Here is a 19508-nt window from a genome sequence, read left to right as displayed (position 1 = left end):
CCTTTTTTGTGAATGTAGTCAAGTTGTGATTGTATCACATATCTAAGAATACAAAATATAAAATTTACAGTTTGTTCAAATTAAAATAATTAATGGATATTTCAAATAAAAATCATTTCCTGACCGTACAGGATCATTCCGTTTCTAAAGAAACTTTTGATTTGTATCACGATACAAATTTAGATATGTTGGTTACTTCGCCACAACCTAGCCTCGAAAACTTGGGTAGATATTATGAAAGTGAAGATTATATTTCACATACAGATAATAAGAGGTCTTTGTTTGAGAAAGCCTATCATTTTGTCAAAGGCATTGCTTTAAAAAACAAACTAGAATTAATTAATAGAGAGCAAATTACTAAAGGTAGTATCTTAGATATTGGTGCTGGTACTGGTGATTTTCTATCTGTGGCAAAAAACGATGGATGGAATACTACGGGTATTGAACCTAGTGAAAGGGCCAAGTCTATTGCTATTGGCAAAGGAATATCTTTTGTGTCAAATACTACTGATTTAGCTGATTCTTCTTTTGATGTAATTACCATGTGGCATGTATTGGAACATGTACCAGATTTAGATTTTCAGATAAAAGAGCTTAAACGATTATTAAAGCCTACTGGAACTTTGATCGTCGCGGTTCCTAATTTTAAATCATTTGATGCTAAATATTATGGAGCCTTTTGGGCAGCTTATGATGTTCCTATTCATTTTTGGCATTTTTCTAAAAATGCAATTAAACTGCTTTTTGAAAAAGAACAGATGGTTTTAAAAACGGTGCTCCCTATGAAATTTGACTCTTTTTATGTGAGTTTGCTTTCAGAAAAATATAAAAATGGTAAAATGAATTTTGTAAAAGCTTTTTTGATCGGTTTACAATCTAATTGGAAAGGCAGTAGTAATCAGGAGTATTCCTCTCACATATATGTTATAAATCATAAGTGATTTTGATTTTAAGCTCATTTAAGACTAGATTTACCACTTGAGCAATGGTTGTCAAGGAAATTTTGACTTTATTCTGCAAATCGCAGCTTTTTAAGTTGATTCTTATAGCCTCATCTTATCAACAATTAATATTATATAAATAAAATCGATACCATTAAAATTAACTGTTTATTAAAGTTTTTTAGGATACTATCTATTTTTTTATATTTTTGCTAACACACATAAATTAGAAATAAACCAAAATGAAAAAAGTATTATTATTTATCGCAATTTCTATTTCAGTTGTTGCTTGTAACAAAACAGCAGAAGTTAAAGAAGTAAAAACTGCTTATGTTGACACGTCGGTATTAATGAAAGAATACACAGAAGCAAAAGATCTTGAAGAAAAATATAAAGCGCAATCTAGTGAGAAAGGAAGACAACTAGAAGCAGAGATTAATCGCTTCAAACAAGATGCGTCAAATTTTCAAGCACAGGCACAAGCAAATGGTCAAGAGTGGGCGCAAAAGCGTGGAGCAGAATTACAAAAAAGAGAGCAAGAATTAGGATATGCACAACAAGCGTTAGCACAACAATTGCAACAAGAGAGTGGTGCCGAAATGGACTCGTTAGTTTCTGGCGTTAAAAAGTTTATCAAATCTTATGGTAAAGAAAAAGGGTATTCTTACATATATGGAACTGGCGATGCTGCAACTGTCTTATATGCTGAAGACAAATATGATATTACTAAAGAGGTTGTAAAAGCATTGAATGATAAATACAAAGCTACTTCTAAAACAAATGCTAAAGAGGAAGTAAAAACGGAAGAAAAAAAATAATTTTTTCTGAATAAGTATAAAAAAAGCCTTCATTTCTTATTTAGAAATGAAGGCTTTTTTTATTGATTTTATTTCTTTGTTGGGTCTCCTGGAAAGAATACTAGTCTAAAGGGCCTAATTATATAGTACATGAAAAAAAGGTACTTAGGTAAGATGATAGACATGCAATCCTCGGGTTGCGGATGCATGATGTTTATGAAACTTTTAGACAAATATTTGAACTTATCTATTCTTTTTACATAAAAAAAGGTACTATATTTAAGATGTGTATAGGTAAACGAAATAGTATCAAAAAAGGGCGACTTATTTTCTCTAACCTTTCTATAAGACCCACTTAAAATTCTTTTACTTAATGAATTTGTTGATTTTTGACTGGAATATATAGCTAAGTCGACACCCAATAAACTTTTTATTAAATTTTTTACTAACGATAAGTTATACTGTTCTTCCATCGTCTTCAAAATGGCAATTTCGTTGGAATTCAGTTCCTGATTTGATTGTATATCTTGAATTGATTGAAACATTTGGGCAAGATCAACTACCGTTTTTAAATATCCCATGGTATCCATGAGCATATGGTGTAACGCTACTGCTCTAAAATGTTCTACGGGAAGTAGGCAATCAACTTCCTTTTGAAATAGTTTATAGTTTGTCGTTTGCTGTGTTACAAATGTATTTCGGTGATCCGGTAAGTAAGTCGTTTTGCCTAAAATGTTAAAATGCAGTTCCACATGGTGCAGTCTCTTAGAACTATCGTGCTTATCAAAACTAAAATCTTTATGAAACTTTATGAATTGTTCATGCCCTACCCATTGGTAGTATTCTTTTTGATAGGGTGAATAGCCATCTTTTTCAAGTATTTCTATCGCCTTTGGGATGTCATCTGGAGGTATTATAAGATCAATATCACTAGACTCCCTCATATTGATGTTACCGAAAAACTGTTTGGAAAATGCAGTTCCCTTATACGGAAGTAAATTCACGCCATTTTCTTTACATAAATAAATAATACGCTCTGTTTCTTTTGCTTGTTCAAAACTATGTAAAGTGAGTTTATTTAACTCATTGGTAAGAGTAATTTTTACAGTTTCGGGTAATTCTGTTTTTAATAGAATCCGATATACGATAGGTCTAACCTTTTGTTTAGAACTACTTTTATAAAAGACTGACCAATCAATTTCGTTTGCAACCATAAAGGTCTTTAGATCATCTAAATTAGATGATTTAAAGTGTATTCTACAGCACAAAACGATTAAGGCAATAGAAGAGTCGTATTTATTTTTTATGTCTTTAGTAGCGTTCATTTACAGAAACTGTTTTTTTATTTCTCAGAGGAATTTAATAGCGCTTTTTAATTCGTCGGTAAATTCAAATCTATAAGATAATCTATTTCTTTTAATGTATTTAATCGTTTCATTCGCATGAATTCATTTTCAGTTTCTTTAAGATGGTATTCCTCCTCGGTCATCATCAGGCCAGTATGATTCTTAATTTTATAATGGTTAAGTTCAACGGATTTTTTAGTTACCCAATAGTCTGCAAAAGCTAGTGTTTTAGAACCATTTCTTTTAGTTTGAAGGCGCACCCTGTCAGGTAAAATTCCTTTACATATATTCCTAAATAAAGCCCTTGAATAAGGCTTTGGTTTAAATAATTCAGCCGGTAAACTATACATGATTTCTAATAAACGTATATCAGCTAAAGGATAAACAGTTTCTATGTTATATTGATTTGCATAAGTACCTTCTGACTCTGCTCTCAAAGTAGTATGGGCTCTACAAATTTGCTGTTTTTGCCAGCTTTTAAAACTCGGATTAAATTTAAATGAAGGATCTTTCAGTTCTGTGTAGAATTCAGATTTTATGTTTAGCATGTTTCTTTTTCTCTGAAGTTCCTCATAGCCCAAAGCTGATGTATTAGCTTTTTTTGCTCTATAGTATTGAACTATCTTTTTTATGGCAGCTCTTCTAAAATTGATAATAAAAGCAAATAATGCAAAAACTTTAAAATCATTTAAATAATCATAAAAATAATTACTTCCTGTTTGAGATAATCCTTCATCTCCCGGAAAACCACTGAATATAACTTCTATTTTATTTTGTTCAGCAGCTATTTTATATAAACTATCTTGCCAGATAGAATCGCTATTAGCGACGCCACCCATTACCGCATTTTTTTTAGCTAATTCTTCAAAGACATTTTTGTAGTAGAACGAAGTGATATGATGATGATTCTCACGAATTAAATTAGCATAATTGATAATTTCCTCCTGAGTTCCTTGTTCGTCAATAGCATTTTCTGAATATGTTTTTGTTAAGTCGTCTAATACGAAAGAGTATGTGTGTAGATTTTTATTATTCATTAATCTTGATAAAAGTACTGCAATAGCAGAGGAATCTATTCCTCCCGAAAGCTGGCATCCTACATTTTTCTTATCTCTAATTCTACAAAGAACAGCTTCTTTAAAAGTAGCTCTTAACAAAACAAGGTAGTCCTCTTCACTTTTACATTCACTTAAATCAACTGGCGTAAGTTCCCAATACCTTTTTTCTTCTAACCTTCCCTCTATTTTTAGGAAAATATAATGAGCCGGTTTTAAACGCTTAATGCCTTTAAAAAAAGTATCCTCAATTTCTTGGGGGAAATTTCTTAATTCTTTAGCAATATAGATTTCATTTAATGAAGGTTTTTCTAATAATGCTATTTTTATTTCAGGAATAGTTGTCCCAAAGTAGAATAATCCATTTTGTTCTAAATAGAAAAGGGGACGAATACCCATTTGATCTTTGGCTAAAAAAAGAGTCTTTTGTTCACTATCCCATATAGCAAAACTAAAATCGCCTATAAAATGCTCAGCACAAGCTTCTCCCCATTTTTTATAAGCAGTAAGGATCACTTCACTTTCAATGGCAGTGCTTTTAAGATTCAAAAGCGTTTGTAATTCGGTTATATTGTCTAATCGGCACCAACCGACATACTGCAGATTTTTAGATTTAGCGTCATTAACTACGGACGAATCAAAATCAATTAATAAGATATCATCTGTTGTAAGAGGAATAGTTAGATTTCTTTTTGATTTATTTTGTAGATAATTAGCCGTTGCTATTTTAAAATTATCTTTTTTTAAGTTTAAAATGCCGAAAAACCCTTTCATTTCAGTGTATTTTTTTACTTTTGCTAAGTTAATAAAATATCAAAATAAAGCGAGCTAATGCAGTACAAATACAAGGTTTTTAATTTAATTTGTTCTTCTTCTTTACCACTACCATCATTTATTGCTGTTGAAGAAGATGTGAAACCTGATTTTGAAGTAGTTCTAGGTTCAGTTGGGCCGGATTTTAAGCTCGAGCCAACCGTTAAAAATCCGTTTACACATTTTAATGAAAATGAATTTTTTTATCAAATACCTGATATCGCTAGATATTTTGTTAGTAACGGTAATAAAGTTATAATTGAACCGCTTTGTGAGGACTGGGATAGTATTTTATTGTTTTTCTATTCCAATTGTGTAGCAGCAATCTTATTCCAAAGGAATTTAATGCCATTTCATGTTTCGGGAGTATTGGATAAAAACAAAGGACTTTGGCTTTTTGCCGCACCTTCTAGAACAGGGAAATCAACCACAGCTTTAAAATTAAAAGAAAAAGGATATACTTTATTTACAGATGATACCGCGTTAATATCCATTGAAAATAATAGTTGTGTAGCTACAGCCTCCTATCCTGTTTTAAGAGCATGGCAAAACACCTTGGATAATCAACACGTCTATACCTATTCGGATGCTAAACAATTGCGCGCAGAAATTAATAAGTTCGGAATTGCATTTCACGATGATTTTGTTTGTACTTCCCAAAAAGTGAGAGGAATTGTTTTTTTAGAAATTCAAGGTGATTGCATTCATATCGAAAAGATGAAAGCTATCGATGGAATGAAATTGTTAGGTGATAATATTTATCGAAATAGGTGGGTTGAAGGAATGAATAAAAATTTTTTACAATTTAAAACCATTAGCGCCATAGCGCAAAAGGTGCCTTTTTGGAAAGCATTAAGACCGAAAGACAAGCTTAGTTTTGAAAGTTTTGCTGATGCAATAATTGAACAAATTATAGAAGTTGATGGGAAATAATATTATTTTATTGACCTCCTGTCATAAGTCAGGTCTCTCCTGGTTTCGTGGTTTTTTAACAGCACTTCAAAACGATGGTATTTTTTCAGATAAAGGATATGTCGAAAACATACTAGACTTATCAGTAGATGTTTTAAGCTCGAGAGAATTAATAAATTACAGGAAACTCGCTTTTATTTACATAGCCAAAGAAAGTGCAAAATCATCTTTTGTAAAAATCCAAGATTCGTATACCTACTCTCGATGGGATGGGCTCCCATTAATTCCCTCGTTTGGAAGTCGATTAGCTTTATACTTTATTCGTAATCCACTCGATGTAGTACTTTCTTTGGCCAACCATATAGGCTTGAACATAGAGGAAACTATTTATAAATACATGAATTGTGAGGAAAGTGTTTTTGTTAAAAAAAGTAAAATAAAACAGCAATATTATCAATTGTTAGGAACTTGGGCCATACATACATCTAGTGGGATCGATCAAAAAAACATTTCAGTCCATGTTATTCGTTACGAGGATTTGGAAGAAGACCCTTTCGCGACTTTTAAGGAAGCCGCTTTGCAAATGCAATTGAATTATGATGATAACCATATGTAAAGTGATCGAGTCTTACGACGTCAATAATTTAAAGGAACAAGAGGTTACCAAGAGACTCAAAGAGACCAAATGTGGCTTCTGCTTTCTTTTTTAAAGGAGAAGCATGACGGTGGAAAAAAGAGTTATTGAAGGAACAAATATAAAAATAGTGACCCTAAACGAAACGATGATAAAATGTTTTGGATATTGTGATGAAGAAATTAATTAAATAAATAAATATGGAAAACAAGAAATATAGTTTGAATACTGATAAAGTAATATTCACTCCTCTTGAAGAAGAAGGTGTTTTATATGCTTTAACAGAAAACAAGTACATTAGTTTAAATGAAAGCTACGCTTCAATTTTGAAATATATAGACGAAGGTTTAACATATTCAACTATTCTCGAGCGATTGATGGTAGAATACCATGTAGGAAAGGATGAATGTACATTTCAACTAAAAAAGACGATTGACGATCTAATTGCAAAAAAATACATAAATGAAGCGACTGTTTAGAAATGCTTTTCTTTTATCTGCTCGTCAAAAAAAAATAATAGTATTAGTTTTTCTTTTATCAATATACAGAAATTTACTTTTACTAATAGGTTCAAAACAAGCTTTTTCAGAAAATATAAGTAAAAATCTAAAGTACAAGACTACTTTGACGGTAGAAAAAATGGCTATAGCAAAAGATATTGCCTTAGGAATTGCTATTGTTAATAAATACATGATTTGGAAGAATGTGTGCCGACATCAATCTTGGCAGGCAGTTTATTTGCTTATTAAGTATAAAATTCCTTTTGAGTATAAGGTAGGGGTTAAGAAGATGAAAAATGTTAAAGAAGGACATTCTTGGGTGAAAGTAAATGACAAATTTATTTCGGGTAGATGTAACGAAAATAATTACATTGTATTAAATAAATAAAAAAGCTCACTGTAAAGTGAGCTTTTTTATTGTACTAGTAAGTAAAATATTTCTCTGATTAAGAATCTCCATCAGTTGCATCAAAAACTTCATCAGTTCCCATTTGAGGACCATTATTAACTTCTATTTCAGTAGCTACGGGAGCCATCCATTGTTTTTTTGCTATGTTCATAATCTATGTTTTTTAGTTGTTTACAAATAATACTACAAAAGTATTCTTTTTTCTGTTAAAAAAAAAATTATGTTAAAAAAAAAAGTAAAAGTTTTTAAAATTTCTTTCTTCTGTAAAGAAAAAGCTTGTTTTTTTACCAATTAAGTTCAAAATACTAAATTTGAACTCTAAACAATAGTAATAGTATGAAAGAGGTTACTAATTTATTCAACGACAACTATTCGTTCTCTACAAAAGAAAGTGAAGAATTGGATGGTCAAAATTATTTTAATATCCAGTCAACTGAGTTTTCGGACCGTAGAAAATTTTTAGTAGAATTGTCATTAAAGCAATATGATCATAATCGTCAATTGAGATCTGACAACTGTAATTGCGATGACAATTACTTAGAGTTAAAGAGAAGTTTCAATCTTAAATTTGCAATTTAAACGTGAAAAAGCAATTGCAAGTCAAAAAAATCTTAATGGATTATGTCCATATTTTACAATTAATCTACCAGGCTTCTCCGGCAAACGCCTTGATTTATTTTGTTTTGGTTTTGTTGCAATCCGTTGTTCCTGTATTGTCTTTGTATATTACCAAGGAGATAATTGATATTATCACTAGTCCCAAAGGACATGACTTTAACGAAGTGATTCTTTTAGTTCTTGGATTTTGTTTATTACAATTAATTTCCTCTGTCTGTGCTCAAATGGCAACTTATGTCAATTCACTATACCAACAAAAAGTGGGTGATTACCTCTCCAAGCAAGTATTGGAGAAAGCAATAACCGTTGATTTTGCTTATTACGAAAACCCCATTTATCACGATACCTTGCATTTAGCGCAACAACAAGCGGTATTCAAGGCAGCTCAATTGCTAAATAGTTTTAGTACATTATTAATGCAGTTTAGCAGCGTAATCATGATTGCTATAATGTTGGCTTATTATTATTGGCAGTATGCAGTAATCATAATTTTACTTTCATTACCCTTATTTGCAGTAAAGTGGTTTTTTTCTCGAAAAAGTTTTAGTGAAGAGAAAAACTTAGCCACGATCGAGAGAGAGTCTAATTATTTACAGCAGGTTTTAACAGGATTGAGTTATGCTAAGGAGGTAAGGCTGTTTGGTTTTGGTCAAGAATTTATTTCACGCTATAGTGCATTAAGAGAATATTTATTTAAAAAACGAAAAAGCATTCAGAACAAACAAAATTTTTATAGCGTTATCATCGAAGCGGGTGAAATTGTTTTAGTTGGTTTTATATTTTTATCCTTGGCAAAAAATACTTGGGAGCAAATTATTACTCCTGGTCTTTTTGTAATTTATTTACAAGGTTTCCAAAAATTACAATCAGGCACCAAGAGTTTTTTGACTGCCTTAGTGCAGTTATTTCAACATCGCATGTTTATCAACCATTTGTTTTTATTTTTAGATATTCCTGATAGCAACTCTAGTAATAAAGGAGTTCCTTTTCCGGTTTCACCTAAACGAATAGAGGTTAAAAATCTTAGTTTTTCGTATCCAGATACTGATCGAGAAGTGTTACATGATATTTCTTTATCCTGTGACAAAGGGCAAATCATTGCTATTGTAGGTGCAAATGGTTCGGGTAAATCTACGTTAGTTAAACTTCTGGGAAGATTGTACAGCGATGATAATGGCGCGATTACCATTGATTCCATACCCTTGTACACTATAGATAACCAAGAGTTCCGGAGGAAAAGTGTTTTCCTTTTTCAGGATTTTGAAAAATATTTTTTAAGTGTTGGCGAGAGCATTAGCTTAGGGTCTAAAGAGAGCATTGATATAAAACGTTTAAATGAAGCAGCTATTAACAGTGGTGCTTCAACATTTATAGATAGAATGAAGCAAGGTTTTGACACTAAATTAGGTCGAACGTTTTGGATGGGGGAACAATTAAGTGGTGGCGAATGGCAAAAATTAGCCTTAGCCCGTTTGTTTTATCGCGATGCTGATTTAGTAGTTATGGATGAGCCTACTAGTGCCTTAGATGCTTTTTCTGAGAGTGAATTGTACAATTCATTGCGTGTTTGGGGTAAAGAAAAAATGATTCTTTTAGTTTCTCACCGTTTGTCCCAATTGAAAAAAGCGGACGTCATTTATGTAATGAAAAATGGTCGTATTGTCGAGAAAGGCGATTTTGATACTTTAATCAGTCAAAAAAGCTATTTTTGTGACATGTTCGAAGATCAATTGTAATTCTTTTTAGGACGATTTTAAAATGCAACTTTATACCCTACACGCCACATGCAAACTATTTCCGAAGCCGCTGCCTACACCTTACAATTTATCAATCAAACCCAACGATCCGTTTTTTTAACGGGTAAGGCGGGTACTGGTAAAACCACTTTGCTTAAGGAAATAATTGCTACAACACATAAAAACACAGTAGTCGTGGCGCCTACAGGCATAGCAGCTTTAAACGCAGGTGGTGTTACCATTCACTCGATGTTTCAGTTGCCTTTTGGTGGTTTCATTCCTTCGTTTAATGTTGATTCACAATTTACGGATACGGTTAAGTTTGAGTCTAAAGATACCTTACGCAGGCATTTTAAAATGAACGGTCTCAAAAAATCGGTGATTCGCAACATGGAATTGCTCGTTATTGATGAAGTCAGTATGTTGCGCGCTGATTTGCTTGACGCTATGGATTATATGATGCAAACAGTTCGAAAAAAAACGACGCCTTTTGGTGGTGTGCAAGTATTGTATATTGGAGATTTATTGCAATTACCACCCGTAATTAGAGACGAGGAATGGCGTACGTTGCGCAATTATTACAAAGGAAAATTCTTTTTTCACTCGCATGTAGTGCAGCAAAGTCCGCCGCTGTATATCGAATTGTCTACCATTTTCCGTCAAACGGATACCGAGTTTATATCGGTACTTAATAATTTGAGAGACAATAAAATAACAGCCATTGATGTGGCTGCTTTAAACAAATATGTTCAACCTGATTTTGACTTAAAAATCAATAAAGGATACATCACACTTACTACGCACAATAATAAAGCTGATGCCATGAATGCACAAGCTTTAGCTGATTTAAAGGGAGAATTAATTACCTATTCCCCAGAAATAGTTGGTGATTTTCCAGAAAAAATTTACCCTGTCGAGGAAAAGTTACAGCTTAAGGTTGGCGCTCAGGTCATGTTTGTAAAAAACGATTTGTCATTCGAAAAAAACTATTTCAATGGTAAAATGGGCATTATTAAATCGCTCTCTAGCCAAGAAATTCTTGTGCATTTCCCAGAGGAAAATAAAACTATTGAAGTCGATAAATACGAATGGCAAAACATTCGATATAAAGTAGATGCTTTTACTAAGGAAGTAGAGGAGGAGGTTTTGGGAACTTTTGTACATTATCCCATCAAATTAGCGTGGGCTATAACGGTGCATAAAAGTCAAGGATTGACTTTTGACAAGGCAGCGATTGATGTTTCACAAGTTTTTATGCCTGGACAAGCATACGTTGCATTATCACGTTTGCGCTCGTTAGAAGGACTTATTTTGCTTTCTCCGCTGCGAATGAATGGTATTTCGAATGATCAAGATGTGATGGATTACGCGCTCAACAAAGCTTCAGAAGAGTTGCTGAAGAATTCCCTGCATTTTGAAACCAAGAATTTTATTCATAACTACCTTATTAACAGTTTCGATTGGCATGATCTAGCCCAAGAATGGCGCAATCATAAATTTAGTTACGGTGATAAGACTGAAAATACAACCAAATCGAAACATGCCAATTGGGCTGCAAAACAATTGGATGCTATCGAAGGTGTTTTGGACCCATCCAAAAAATTTATACATCAACTAAACAAAATATTTGCAAGTGAGACCGTCGATTTAATTCATGTTTCAGACCGCATCCAAGCGGCTTTCGATTACTTTTTTAAACCCATGGACGATCTGGTTTTTGAAACCATTTGGAAAATCGAAGAGGTAAAGCGCCTCAAGAAAGGGAAAGCTTTTTTTGACGAACTTACCATACTCGAGGAGATGCAGTCTAAAGCTGTTTTACGACTAATGAAAGCCAAGTTACTAATTGAAACAGTTGTGGCTGGTGAAACAATTTCGAAAGAAAAGCTAACCTCAGAAGAAATTAAAAAGTACTTGGCTCGAAAAACCGAATCAATTCAAAATCAATTTAAGGAAACACATGTTACTTTAATCGAAGATGAAGCCGATGCGGACCGATACACCAAGAAAAGTAAGGATAAAAAAGCACCGAAAAAGTCCACAGTAGAGGAGACGTATGAATTGTGGATTGCTAAAAATTCAGTTCAAGATATTGCAACCATTCGTAAATTGACGACTGCGACAATCGAGGGACATTTGGTAAAACTTATTCAGTCTAAAAAAGTTAATGTGCAAGATATTTTACCTAGCGATAAAATAACCGAATTAAGCGAAGCCTTCAAACATTACAAAGAAGAATCGCTAAACGCTATGAAAGAGCAATTTGCCGATAAATACAGCTGGGACGAATTGCGCATGTTCAAGGCTAGCTTGAATTAGTTTTAGGAGCAGTATGAGAGTAGTTTTTAACAACAAATCCTCCCGCTATACGTTGCAATCTTTACTTTTTTAAAGAAAAAAAGCAAAGGATTTTCACTGCTATCGGGGCTAAAAAGGCAATTTCATTTTCATGAGCAATATTGGTCAAAAATATAAGATATTTTCTAAATATTTGAATGGAATAATTATCTTACCGGTCATTTTTTATTAGATTACTATTAAAATTATGGGAATATGAAAAAAATTCATTTTAATCATTTGAGATTCAAACATTGGTCAACGTTTGTTATACTGCTAGCATTTCTATGTATTGTATTTGGTTTCTTTGAGATTGTCGCGTTCACTAATCCAGAAATCAATAAAAAGGTATCAGCTTTGGGGTATATTTTGACTGCAATTTATTATTCTAAAATGTTTTGGTACAGGAATTATGTCGAATGGAATAAGCTTGGTATGAACATTAAACTAAACAAATGGATCAGTAAGTCGATCTCTTTTGATGAAGTAAGCGAAGTGCTTCTGACAGATAGCACACTAACAATTATTGAAAAATCAGGTTTCAAAAAAAACTTTCAAATCGATACTATTAATAGTGAGGATGTTGCTAAACTCATCCGTATTATTAATGAAAATGCTGGTATACAAAATAGTACTGCAGCAATCTAATTTGCTTTGTTGTATATTTGATAGTAACACAAGCGGTGAAATCTCTCCACATCTAAATAAAAATACTATGGAATACGAAGTAGTGGCAAGTATATCCTCAACTAAATATGCAGCAGTTCAAATTAAAGAGTCTGCTATTACTTTTGGTATTTCTCCTGAGACCGAAGCAAGTTTACCCAACCCGGCCGAATTGTTTTTAGGTTCCTTATCTGCTTGTATTCTTAAAAACGTTGCCCGATTTTCGGCTATGATGGATTTTGATTACATAAGAGCTGAAGTAAAAATTAAAGCGGTACGTCTTGAAAAGCCACCACGAATGGATGAAATTCAATATGAACTAGTTATTTACAGCCAAGACGAAAGCTTAAACATTGATTTGTTACAAAAGAACATTGAAAAGTTTGGTACCATATTTAATACAGTAAAATTGTGCTGCTCAATAAGCGGTACCGTTAAAAAAATAACTGAATAGTTTAAGTCTGATAGTACCTATACTTCTAATTTTGATGGACTTTTAGAACGTAGCAAGGCAAATCTAAAATGCTTTGAAATCCCAAGAAAAAGTGCCGAAACCATTTCAATACTGTATTTTTGCGGTATGCAAAATACTATCCGCACGTCTCAATTTGAATTTGTCGCATTAATGGCATCACTAATGTCGGTGGTAGCATTAGCAATTGATGCTTTATTACCAGCGTTACAAATTATTGGAATAACCATTGGAACCACAAATGTTGTTGATAACCAACTACTAATCACCATGATTTTTTTGGGTCTTGGATTTGGTCCATTAGTTTTTGGTCCGCTATCCGATAGTTTAGGACGAAAGCCAGTTGTTTACATGGGTTTTGCCTTATTTATTGCCGCTAGTTTCATTTGTGTAAATGCTACAAGTTTAGAGGTGATGGTTTTAGGAAGAATATTGCAAGGAATTGGTCTTTCAGCTCCCAGAACCATCAGTATTGCCATTATTCGCGACATGTATAGCGGAGATTATATGGCACGTATTATGTCATTTGTAACGGTTGTTTTTATACTCGTTCCTGTCGTTGCTCCAGCCTTGGGTAAATTTGTCCTTGATTACTTCAACTGGCATGGGATTTTTTATATTCAGGTCGTTATTAGTATATTGGTTTCGTTCTGGTTTTGGAAACGTCAACCAGAGACCTTATCCATTGAAAACAGGAAAGTTTTTTCCAAAAAAGGATTTATAGGCGAGTTCAAAGAGTTGCTAAAATTTAAAAGATCCATTGGTTTTACCGTAATTTCTGGCTTTATTACTGGATCTTTCATGGTGTACTTGAGTAGTTCGCAACAAATATTTCAGAATCAATATAATCTAGAGGAAGAATTCCCATATATATTCGCCGGACTAGCAATAGCAATAGGCGCGGCTGTTTTTTCAAATGGTGTACTTGTTTTAAAATACGGAATGGAAAAATTAATTACCGTAGCTCTAATATCTTTCTTTGTAGTTTCGGCCACCTATGTAGCCTTATTTTATAATATGCCGAATCCGGATGTACGTGTTTTGCTGTTGTTTTTTGGATTGCAATTTTTCAGTATTGGTTTCCTTTTCGGAAATGTACGCGCTATGGCCATGGAGCCTGTTGGACACATTGCTGGAATTGCCGCAGCAGTAACCGGTTTCATTTCTACAATTATGGCTGTTCCTATCAGTATCTTTATTGGCCGATTCATTAAGGAAACAGCGTTGCCATTATTTTTTGGTTTTTCAATATGCTCTGCTTTGGCAGTTGGTTTGCTTATTTATTTAAAAATAGACGAGAAACGAAGAATAGCCAACCTTTAAAATAGAATGAGATTACTAAAATAGGAGAGGAACGACTTGAATAAAGAAGTATCTTAATTCATACTATAATTCTGTCTCAGCTTAAAACAAAATATAAAAAAACCGAAAGAACTTTAGTCTATAAAGTCCTTTCGGTTTTTTATTTTGAATTAATAATTGTATTCTCTTACAAATCTAAACTGCGCAATGTATATTACTTTAACTAATTTGACCCAATGCTTTTTGGATTGAAGTATTTCCTTTTATAATTTCGAAAGTTGCGTTAAGACCTATTTTATCTGCTAAAAAATGAACTAGCGTTTGAGCAACATCTGCTCTACTGATTTCTCCGTGTTTATTTAGGTGTTGCTGCAGTTCAATCAATTCGATAGGGGAATCATTTGTTAGCGTTCCAGGTCTCACAATACTGTAGGTAAGTCCACTATTTTTTAAATATTCATCCGCATTATGCTTCGCTTTCAAATATTCTACTAACTGCGTTGCTTCTTCAGGTTTGTCAGCTCCCATAGAACTTAGCATTACAAATTTTTTAATATTTCCTTTTATAGAGGCATCAATTAAGTTTTTGGCTCCTTCTTGATCTACACCTACTACATTTTTCCCGCCAGATCCTGCAGCAAAAATCACTTTATCAATGGATGAATTAAAAACGGAGGCCACATTATTTTCCAAATCGCCTACTACACAATCGATGTTTTGGTCTTTAAAGTAAGCTTGCTGCTCCTCTTTTCTAACCATTGCTATAGGATTGTAAAGTTGAGATTTATTTAAAATGGCTACTATTTTTTTTCCAGTGGTGCCATTAGCACTGGCTACTAATATATTTTCCATATTCTAAAATTACAAAAACTTCTTATACTAATGGCTTATAAAATATACGTTTAACTTCAGGTTATGACTTTTTAACTCTCTTTAAGAAATTGAATTCGTTAAGATAAGTTAAAACTTTCCAAATAATTTTTTTATTTCAAAGCAGTTGCTTAGTTTTGCATCAGAATAAAATAAAATATGGCTAGAGCAAAACAATATAACGAACAAGAAGTGATAGAGAAAGCGATGTCTTTGTTCTGGCGCAATGGGTATGAGAGTACTTCCGTTCGTATGTTGGAAAAGGAAATGGGTATCAATCAATTTTCTATTTATGCTAGTTTTGGGAGTAAACACGGGGTTTTCTTAGAAAGCTTAAAATGTTATAAAAGCAAAATCTATTCTGTTTTCGAAAAATTACAAAACGGAAGCGATGGCGTAAATGACATCAAAACATTTTTCTATGATTCAGTCGAAATGCCTGTAAAAATGGGAGAATTTGACAATAAAGGTTGCCTGTTAACTAATACCTACAATGAATTTGCAAACAACGAAGACCAGTTGATTCAATTGCAAATGAAGGAATTCATGGATAATTTGAAAACAGTTTTTATTGAAAAATTAGCTGTAAATAGCACTAAAGACGAAGCAACAATTGCCAAACAAGCTAACTATTTAGTATTAGCAAAACACGGTCTAGCTGCCGCATCACGAGTAAATAACAAACAAGAAATAGAAGACTACATTGAATTAACGTTCCAAAACATCTAACTATTTTTTTAACCATAAACTAAGCAAATGCTTAGATATATTTAACACAATTATAATTTTAAAAATCAATACAATGACAACATTAAAAGTGCACACAATCGAATCGGCTCCAGAAGCAAGTAAACCATTATTAGAAGCGTCTCAAAAAGCATACGGAATGATTCCTGGATTGCACGGTGTATTAGCTGCCGCTCCTAGTATTCTTGAAGGATACCAAAAATTACACGAATTATTCGTTAACACTTCTTTCAACGAAGAAGAATTGACAGTAGTTTGGCAAGCAATCAATGTTGAGCACGCTTGTCACTATTGCGTTCCAGCACACACAGGAATTGCTCACATGATGAAAGTTGATAACGAAATTATCGAATCTTTACGTAACGAAACTCCACTTACTAACCCTAAATTAGAGTCATTAAGAACATTTACTATAAGCATGGTTCGTAACCGTGGAAACGTTTCTCAAGAAGAATTGCAAGCATTTTACACAGCAGGTTACGGGGAACAACAAGTTCTTGAAATCATCCTTGGTTTATCTCAAAAAGTGATTAGTAACTATACAAACCATATCGCAAATACGCCTGTTGACGCTGCTTTCCAAAAATTTGCTTGGTCAAAAAAATAATCCATCACTAGATAGATTGATATAAAACCTTATTTTAATTCTTTGGACAGCTATTCCGCCTTCCGTTCCCGCTTTTTTTGTTGCGCTACGCTTCACAAAAAAGAGCTCCACTCAAGTCGGGCTGCGGGAATGTGAATACCAGAATGTCCAGTGATTACAATAAGGTTTTGTACTTTTAGTAAAATTTTAAAATAAAAACACCATGATAAAAGTAAGCGTCATGTATCCCAATACAGCGGATATAAAATTTGATATTGATTATTACAAAAACACTCATCTTCCTATGATTGCAGCTGCTTTGAGCGATGCTCTAAAAGGAATGGAATTTGTATTAGGAATAGGCGGTAGAGTGCCAGGAGAAAAAGCTCCCTATTTTGCTATAGTTGACCTAAAATTCGAATCGGTTGCTGCCTTCCAAGCCTCGTTTGGACCGCATGCCGCCACTTTCGCTGCCGATGTACCGAACTATACCAATGTCGAGGGAGAATTGCAGATAAGTGAGATCTTATAAGATCTAAAAGTAAATTAAAGGACACCATGTAAATTTTTAGGTGGTTACAACTAAAAAGCAACTCTGTAACGGGTTGCTTTTTCATGTAATTATATTTGTTTCTTTATTTGTAATTCTTTTACCTTTGTCCTTCCCTTTTATTATGTCAACCCACCACAGTTGTCCTTCCGCCGGAGGATGAATCCCCATAAGTTGCTCGATAATCACGCTCAGTATTTTATTATTGCACAAAATTTGTCATTCCGACGCAGGAGGAATCTCTACAAGTTGCTCGACAATCACGCTCAGTATTTTATCATTCCCGCAAAATTTGTCATTGCGCCACAAGTTGCTCGTTTAGCAGTGATGCTTCGTTCCTCAGCAAGACAAAATAGGCGATCAAATTTCCGGTCATAAATAGTAATTTATTTTCTTAAGTCCTTCCCTTCATTTTGTCCTTCCGACGTAGGAGGAATCCCCTCAAGTTGCTCGTTTATCAGAGATGCTTCGTTCCTCAGCAAGACAAAAAAAGCGATCATATTTACGGTCCAAAATAGCAATTCCTTTTCTTGAGTCCTTCTTTTCATTTTGTCAATCCGACGCAGGAGGGACCTCCACAAGTTGCTCGTTTAGCAGTAATGCTTCGTTCCTCAGCAAGACAAAAAAGGCGATCAAATTTCCGGTAAATAACAGCAATTCCTTTTCTTAGGTCCTTCCCTTCATTTTGTCCTTCCGACGTAGGAGGAATCCCCTCAAGATGCTCGTTTAGCAGAGATGCTTCGTTCCTCAGCAAGACAAAATAGATGTTCAAATTTCCGGTCAAAAATAGCAATTCCTTTTCTTAAGTCCTTCTCTTCATTTTGTCCTTCCGACGCAGGAGGAATCCCCACAACACATTAAACGTAAAAAGGTATGCTAATCCTCTGAGATTTTTTTGTTTTTAGTGACCTATATTGTTCTATTAATAAAAACGACTTAAAAACCTCATTTAAGCAACAATCGAGTTTATTAGCATATTGCAGCGCAAGCAAACGTTTTTTGACCGTAAATCAGTCAAAAACAGCGTTAATTAGACACTTTTCGTGTTAGATGTCCTATGCCTAGCCCAGATAGTAGCGGAATCCTCATGTAGCTGAGTTTTTACGAGGCGAAATGAGATATAGCGGATAGCTGGAAAGAGCTCCAAAAAAAAATACCTCCAAGAAGCATGATGCTATTTGGAGGTACTGATAACTAAAATTAGTTAAAATTTTATAAAGATTCAATCAAAATCCAAGCTTGCGGATTATCATTTTTCTGAATTTCTTTTTGAGCTTTTTCTGCCTCGGCAAAAGTCGCATAGCTGCCGTACAAAACAGGGTAAAGACCGTGTTTGTTTATGGCGATGCGCCTTGCTTTATACCCTAAAGTCGATAACCGGTTGTAAATTTTATCAGCATTTGCCTCTTCTCTAAAAGCGCCAGCCATGATATGATAAGGCATTTTATTCTCTTTCACCTTTACTGCTAGAGTAACGGCGGGTATTGGACTTTTAATAAAAAAGGTAGCCTCTTGAATTTTAGCATTCACTTTTTTCTGAACAGCACTTTCAACAAGAACAGTTTGCGATTCTATCTGGTTTTGATAAACAGGATACCCTACAGCGCCCGTAATTCCTAACCCAAGAGCTATTACCGCTGCATATTTTAAGTAAGATGGAGTGACTCTTTGCTCTGTGTCCAGAGTAATCGTTTCTGCTTCTAATTTTGTAACCGTATTTTCTTCAAGATTAGTTCTTTTTACAAGCGGCGATACAAACGAGGCTAAGCCAAAAGAAGTTGTCAAGTAATTTGTTTGATCACTTGGCTTAAAGACAATGTAACTATCGCTATTTAAACTTAGCTCGCCAATATTTTTTAAACTAATAACACCATTTTCTTCTAAGCCTTTTTTCCATTTTACCACTTCGTACTGAATAGCGCTTACGGCATATTCGTACGATGTTTTTTCGGTTCTAGCAATGTGATTGGCTAGCAGACCATCATTGTTTTTTAGATGGGCATTGAATGAAAGTTGTTTTTTGGGAGGAAAAAAGGAGTTTGCGCTTTCGATCCATTGAGCTGATTTGATTTCTGTCAAAAAAGCACCAAAACCTGGAACGGTAACACACTGATAACGATATAATAATTGCGAGATGTAGCTTTCGATGTTCATGTTGACAAAGTTATACAATGAAAATAGTTATCAAAATTTTATTCACAATTTTTATTAACAATT

Annotated in this window: 19 protein-coding genes; 15 read left to right on the top strand and 4 right to left on the bottom strand. The window is 33.7% G+C overall.

Annotation, left to right across the window (positions count from 1 at the left end; genetic code table 11):
• The first annotated feature begins 92 nt into the window (after positions 1-92).
• Both H8R22_RS02530 and H8R22_RS02525 read left to right on the top strand, forming a co-directional pair.
• Positions 93-941 carry a class I SAM-dependent methyltransferase gene (locus tag H8R22_RS02530; protein WP_187009093.1) on the top strand — a complete coding sequence of 283 codons (849 nt, stop codon included), beginning with the start codon at positions 93-95 and terminating at the stop codon, positions 939-941.
• A gap of 242 nt (positions 942-1183) precedes the next feature.
• Positions 1184-1759, top strand: a complete 576-nt coding sequence (locus H8R22_RS02525) for an OmpH family outer membrane protein (protein WP_187009094.1) — start codon at positions 1184-1186, stop codon at positions 1757-1759.
• Positions 1760-1827: 68 nt separating this feature from the next.
• Here H8R22_RS02525 and H8R22_RS02520 read toward each other — a convergent pair whose 3' ends face one another.
• Complete coding sequence (locus H8R22_RS02520; RefSeq protein WP_187009095.1) at positions 1828-3063, bottom strand: nucleotidyltransferase family protein; 1236 nt, start codon at positions 3061-3063, stop codon at positions 1828-1830.
• Positions 3064-3110: 47 nt separating this feature from the next.
• Positions 3111-4913 (bottom strand): asparagine synthetase B family protein, encoded by a 1803-nt coding sequence (locus H8R22_RS02515; protein WP_187009096.1) that lies wholly within the window; start codon positions 4911-4913, stop codon positions 3111-3113.
• 57 nt (positions 4914-4970) lie between these two features.
• On the opposite strand from H8R22_RS02515, the gene H8R22_RS02510 reads away from it, so the two are divergent.
• The 10 genes from H8R22_RS02510 (at position 4971) to H8R22_RS02465 (ending at position 14559) form a co-directional block, all read left to right on the top strand.
• Complete coding sequence (locus H8R22_RS02510; RefSeq protein WP_187009097.1) at positions 4971-5885, top strand: hypothetical protein; 915 nt, start codon at positions 4971-4973, stop codon at positions 5883-5885.
• A complete protein-coding gene (locus H8R22_RS02505) occupies positions 5875-6480 on the top strand; it encodes a sulfotransferase domain-containing protein (RefSeq protein ID WP_187009098.1) in 606 nt (201 codons plus the stop codon). The genes H8R22_RS02510 and H8R22_RS02505 overlap by 11 nt, the downstream gene beginning before the upstream one ends.
• A gap of 218 nt (positions 6481-6698) precedes the next feature.
• Positions 6699-6977, top strand: coding sequence for a PqqD family protein (locus H8R22_RS02500; RefSeq protein WP_187009099.1), 279 nt, complete (start codon positions 6699-6701; stop codon positions 6975-6977).
• Complete coding sequence (locus H8R22_RS02495) at positions 6961-7386, top strand: lasso peptide biosynthesis B2 protein (protein WP_187009100.1); 426 nt, start codon at positions 6961-6963, stop codon at positions 7384-7386. Before H8R22_RS02500 ends, H8R22_RS02495 begins: the two co-directional genes overlap by 17 nt.
• Positions 7387-7743: 357 nt before the next feature.
• Entirely contained in the window at positions 7744-7986 is a 243-nt protein-coding gene (locus H8R22_RS02490) for a hypothetical protein (protein WP_187009101.1), read from the top strand.
• 35 nt (positions 7987-8021) lie between these two features.
• Positions 8022-9761, top strand: coding sequence for an ABC transporter ATP-binding protein (locus H8R22_RS02485; RefSeq protein ID WP_187009102.1), 1740 nt, complete (start codon positions 8022-8024; stop codon positions 9759-9761).
• A gap of 48 nt (positions 9762-9809) precedes the next feature.
• A complete protein-coding gene (locus H8R22_RS02480; protein ID WP_187009103.1) occupies positions 9810-12080 on the top strand; it encodes a helix-turn-helix domain-containing protein in 2271 nt (756 codons plus the stop codon).
• A 234-nt stretch (positions 12081-12314) separates the two neighbouring features.
• Positions 12315-12746, top strand: coding sequence for a hypothetical protein (locus H8R22_RS02475; RefSeq protein ID WP_187009104.1), 432 nt, complete (start codon positions 12315-12317; stop codon positions 12744-12746).
• Positions 12747-12813: 67 nt separating this feature from the next.
• Entirely contained in the window at positions 12814-13218 is a 405-nt protein-coding gene (locus H8R22_RS02470; protein WP_187009105.1) for an OsmC family protein, read from the top strand.
• Positions 13219-13344: 126 nt separating this feature from the next.
• Positions 13345-14559 carry a multidrug effflux MFS transporter gene (locus tag H8R22_RS02465; protein WP_187009106.1) on the top strand — a complete coding sequence of 405 codons (1215 nt, stop codon included), beginning with the start codon at positions 13345-13347 and terminating at the stop codon, positions 14557-14559.
• Positions 14560-14757: 198 nt separating this feature from the next.
• On the opposite strand, the gene H8R22_RS02460 is transcribed toward H8R22_RS02465, so the two are convergent.
• Positions 14758-15390 (bottom strand): SDR family oxidoreductase, encoded by a 633-nt coding sequence (locus H8R22_RS02460; RefSeq protein WP_187009107.1) that lies wholly within the window; start codon positions 15388-15390, stop codon positions 14758-14760.
• A gap of 177 nt (positions 15391-15567) precedes the next feature.
• Here H8R22_RS02460 and H8R22_RS02455 point away from each other — a divergent pair, with 177 nt between their 5' ends.
• The 3 genes from H8R22_RS02455 to H8R22_RS02445 all read left to right on the top strand — a co-directional run bounded on the left by H8R22_RS02455 (position 15568) and on the right by H8R22_RS02445 (position 17273).
• Positions 15568-16137 carry a TetR/AcrR family transcriptional regulator gene (locus tag H8R22_RS02455; RefSeq protein ID WP_187009108.1) on the top strand — a complete coding sequence of 190 codons (570 nt, stop codon included), beginning with the start codon at positions 15568-15570 and terminating at the stop codon, positions 16135-16137.
• 73 nt (positions 16138-16210) lie between these two features.
• Positions 16211-16762, top strand: coding sequence for a carboxymuconolactone decarboxylase family protein (locus H8R22_RS02450; protein ID WP_187009109.1), 552 nt, complete (start codon positions 16211-16213; stop codon positions 16760-16762).
• A 202-nt stretch (positions 16763-16964) separates the two neighbouring features.
• Positions 16965-17273 carry an EthD family reductase gene (locus tag H8R22_RS02445; protein WP_187009110.1) on the top strand — a complete coding sequence of 103 codons (309 nt, stop codon included), beginning with the start codon at positions 16965-16967 and terminating at the stop codon, positions 17271-17273.
• Between the two features lie 1230 nt (positions 17274-18503).
• Here the strand turns inward: H8R22_RS02445 and H8R22_RS02435 are convergent.
• Entirely contained in the window at positions 18504-19445 is a 942-nt protein-coding gene (locus H8R22_RS02435; protein WP_187009112.1) for an HU domain-containing protein, read from the bottom strand.
• Between the last annotated feature and the right edge of the window lie 63 nt (positions 19446-19508).

It is taken from the genome of Flavobacterium kayseriense (genome assembly GCF_014305095.1).
GTDB classification, from domain to species: Bacteria; Bacteroidota; Bacteroidia; order Flavobacteriales; family Flavobacteriaceae; genus Flavobacterium; species Flavobacterium kayseriense.
This window is presented reverse-complemented; position numbering and strand designations above follow the sequence as displayed.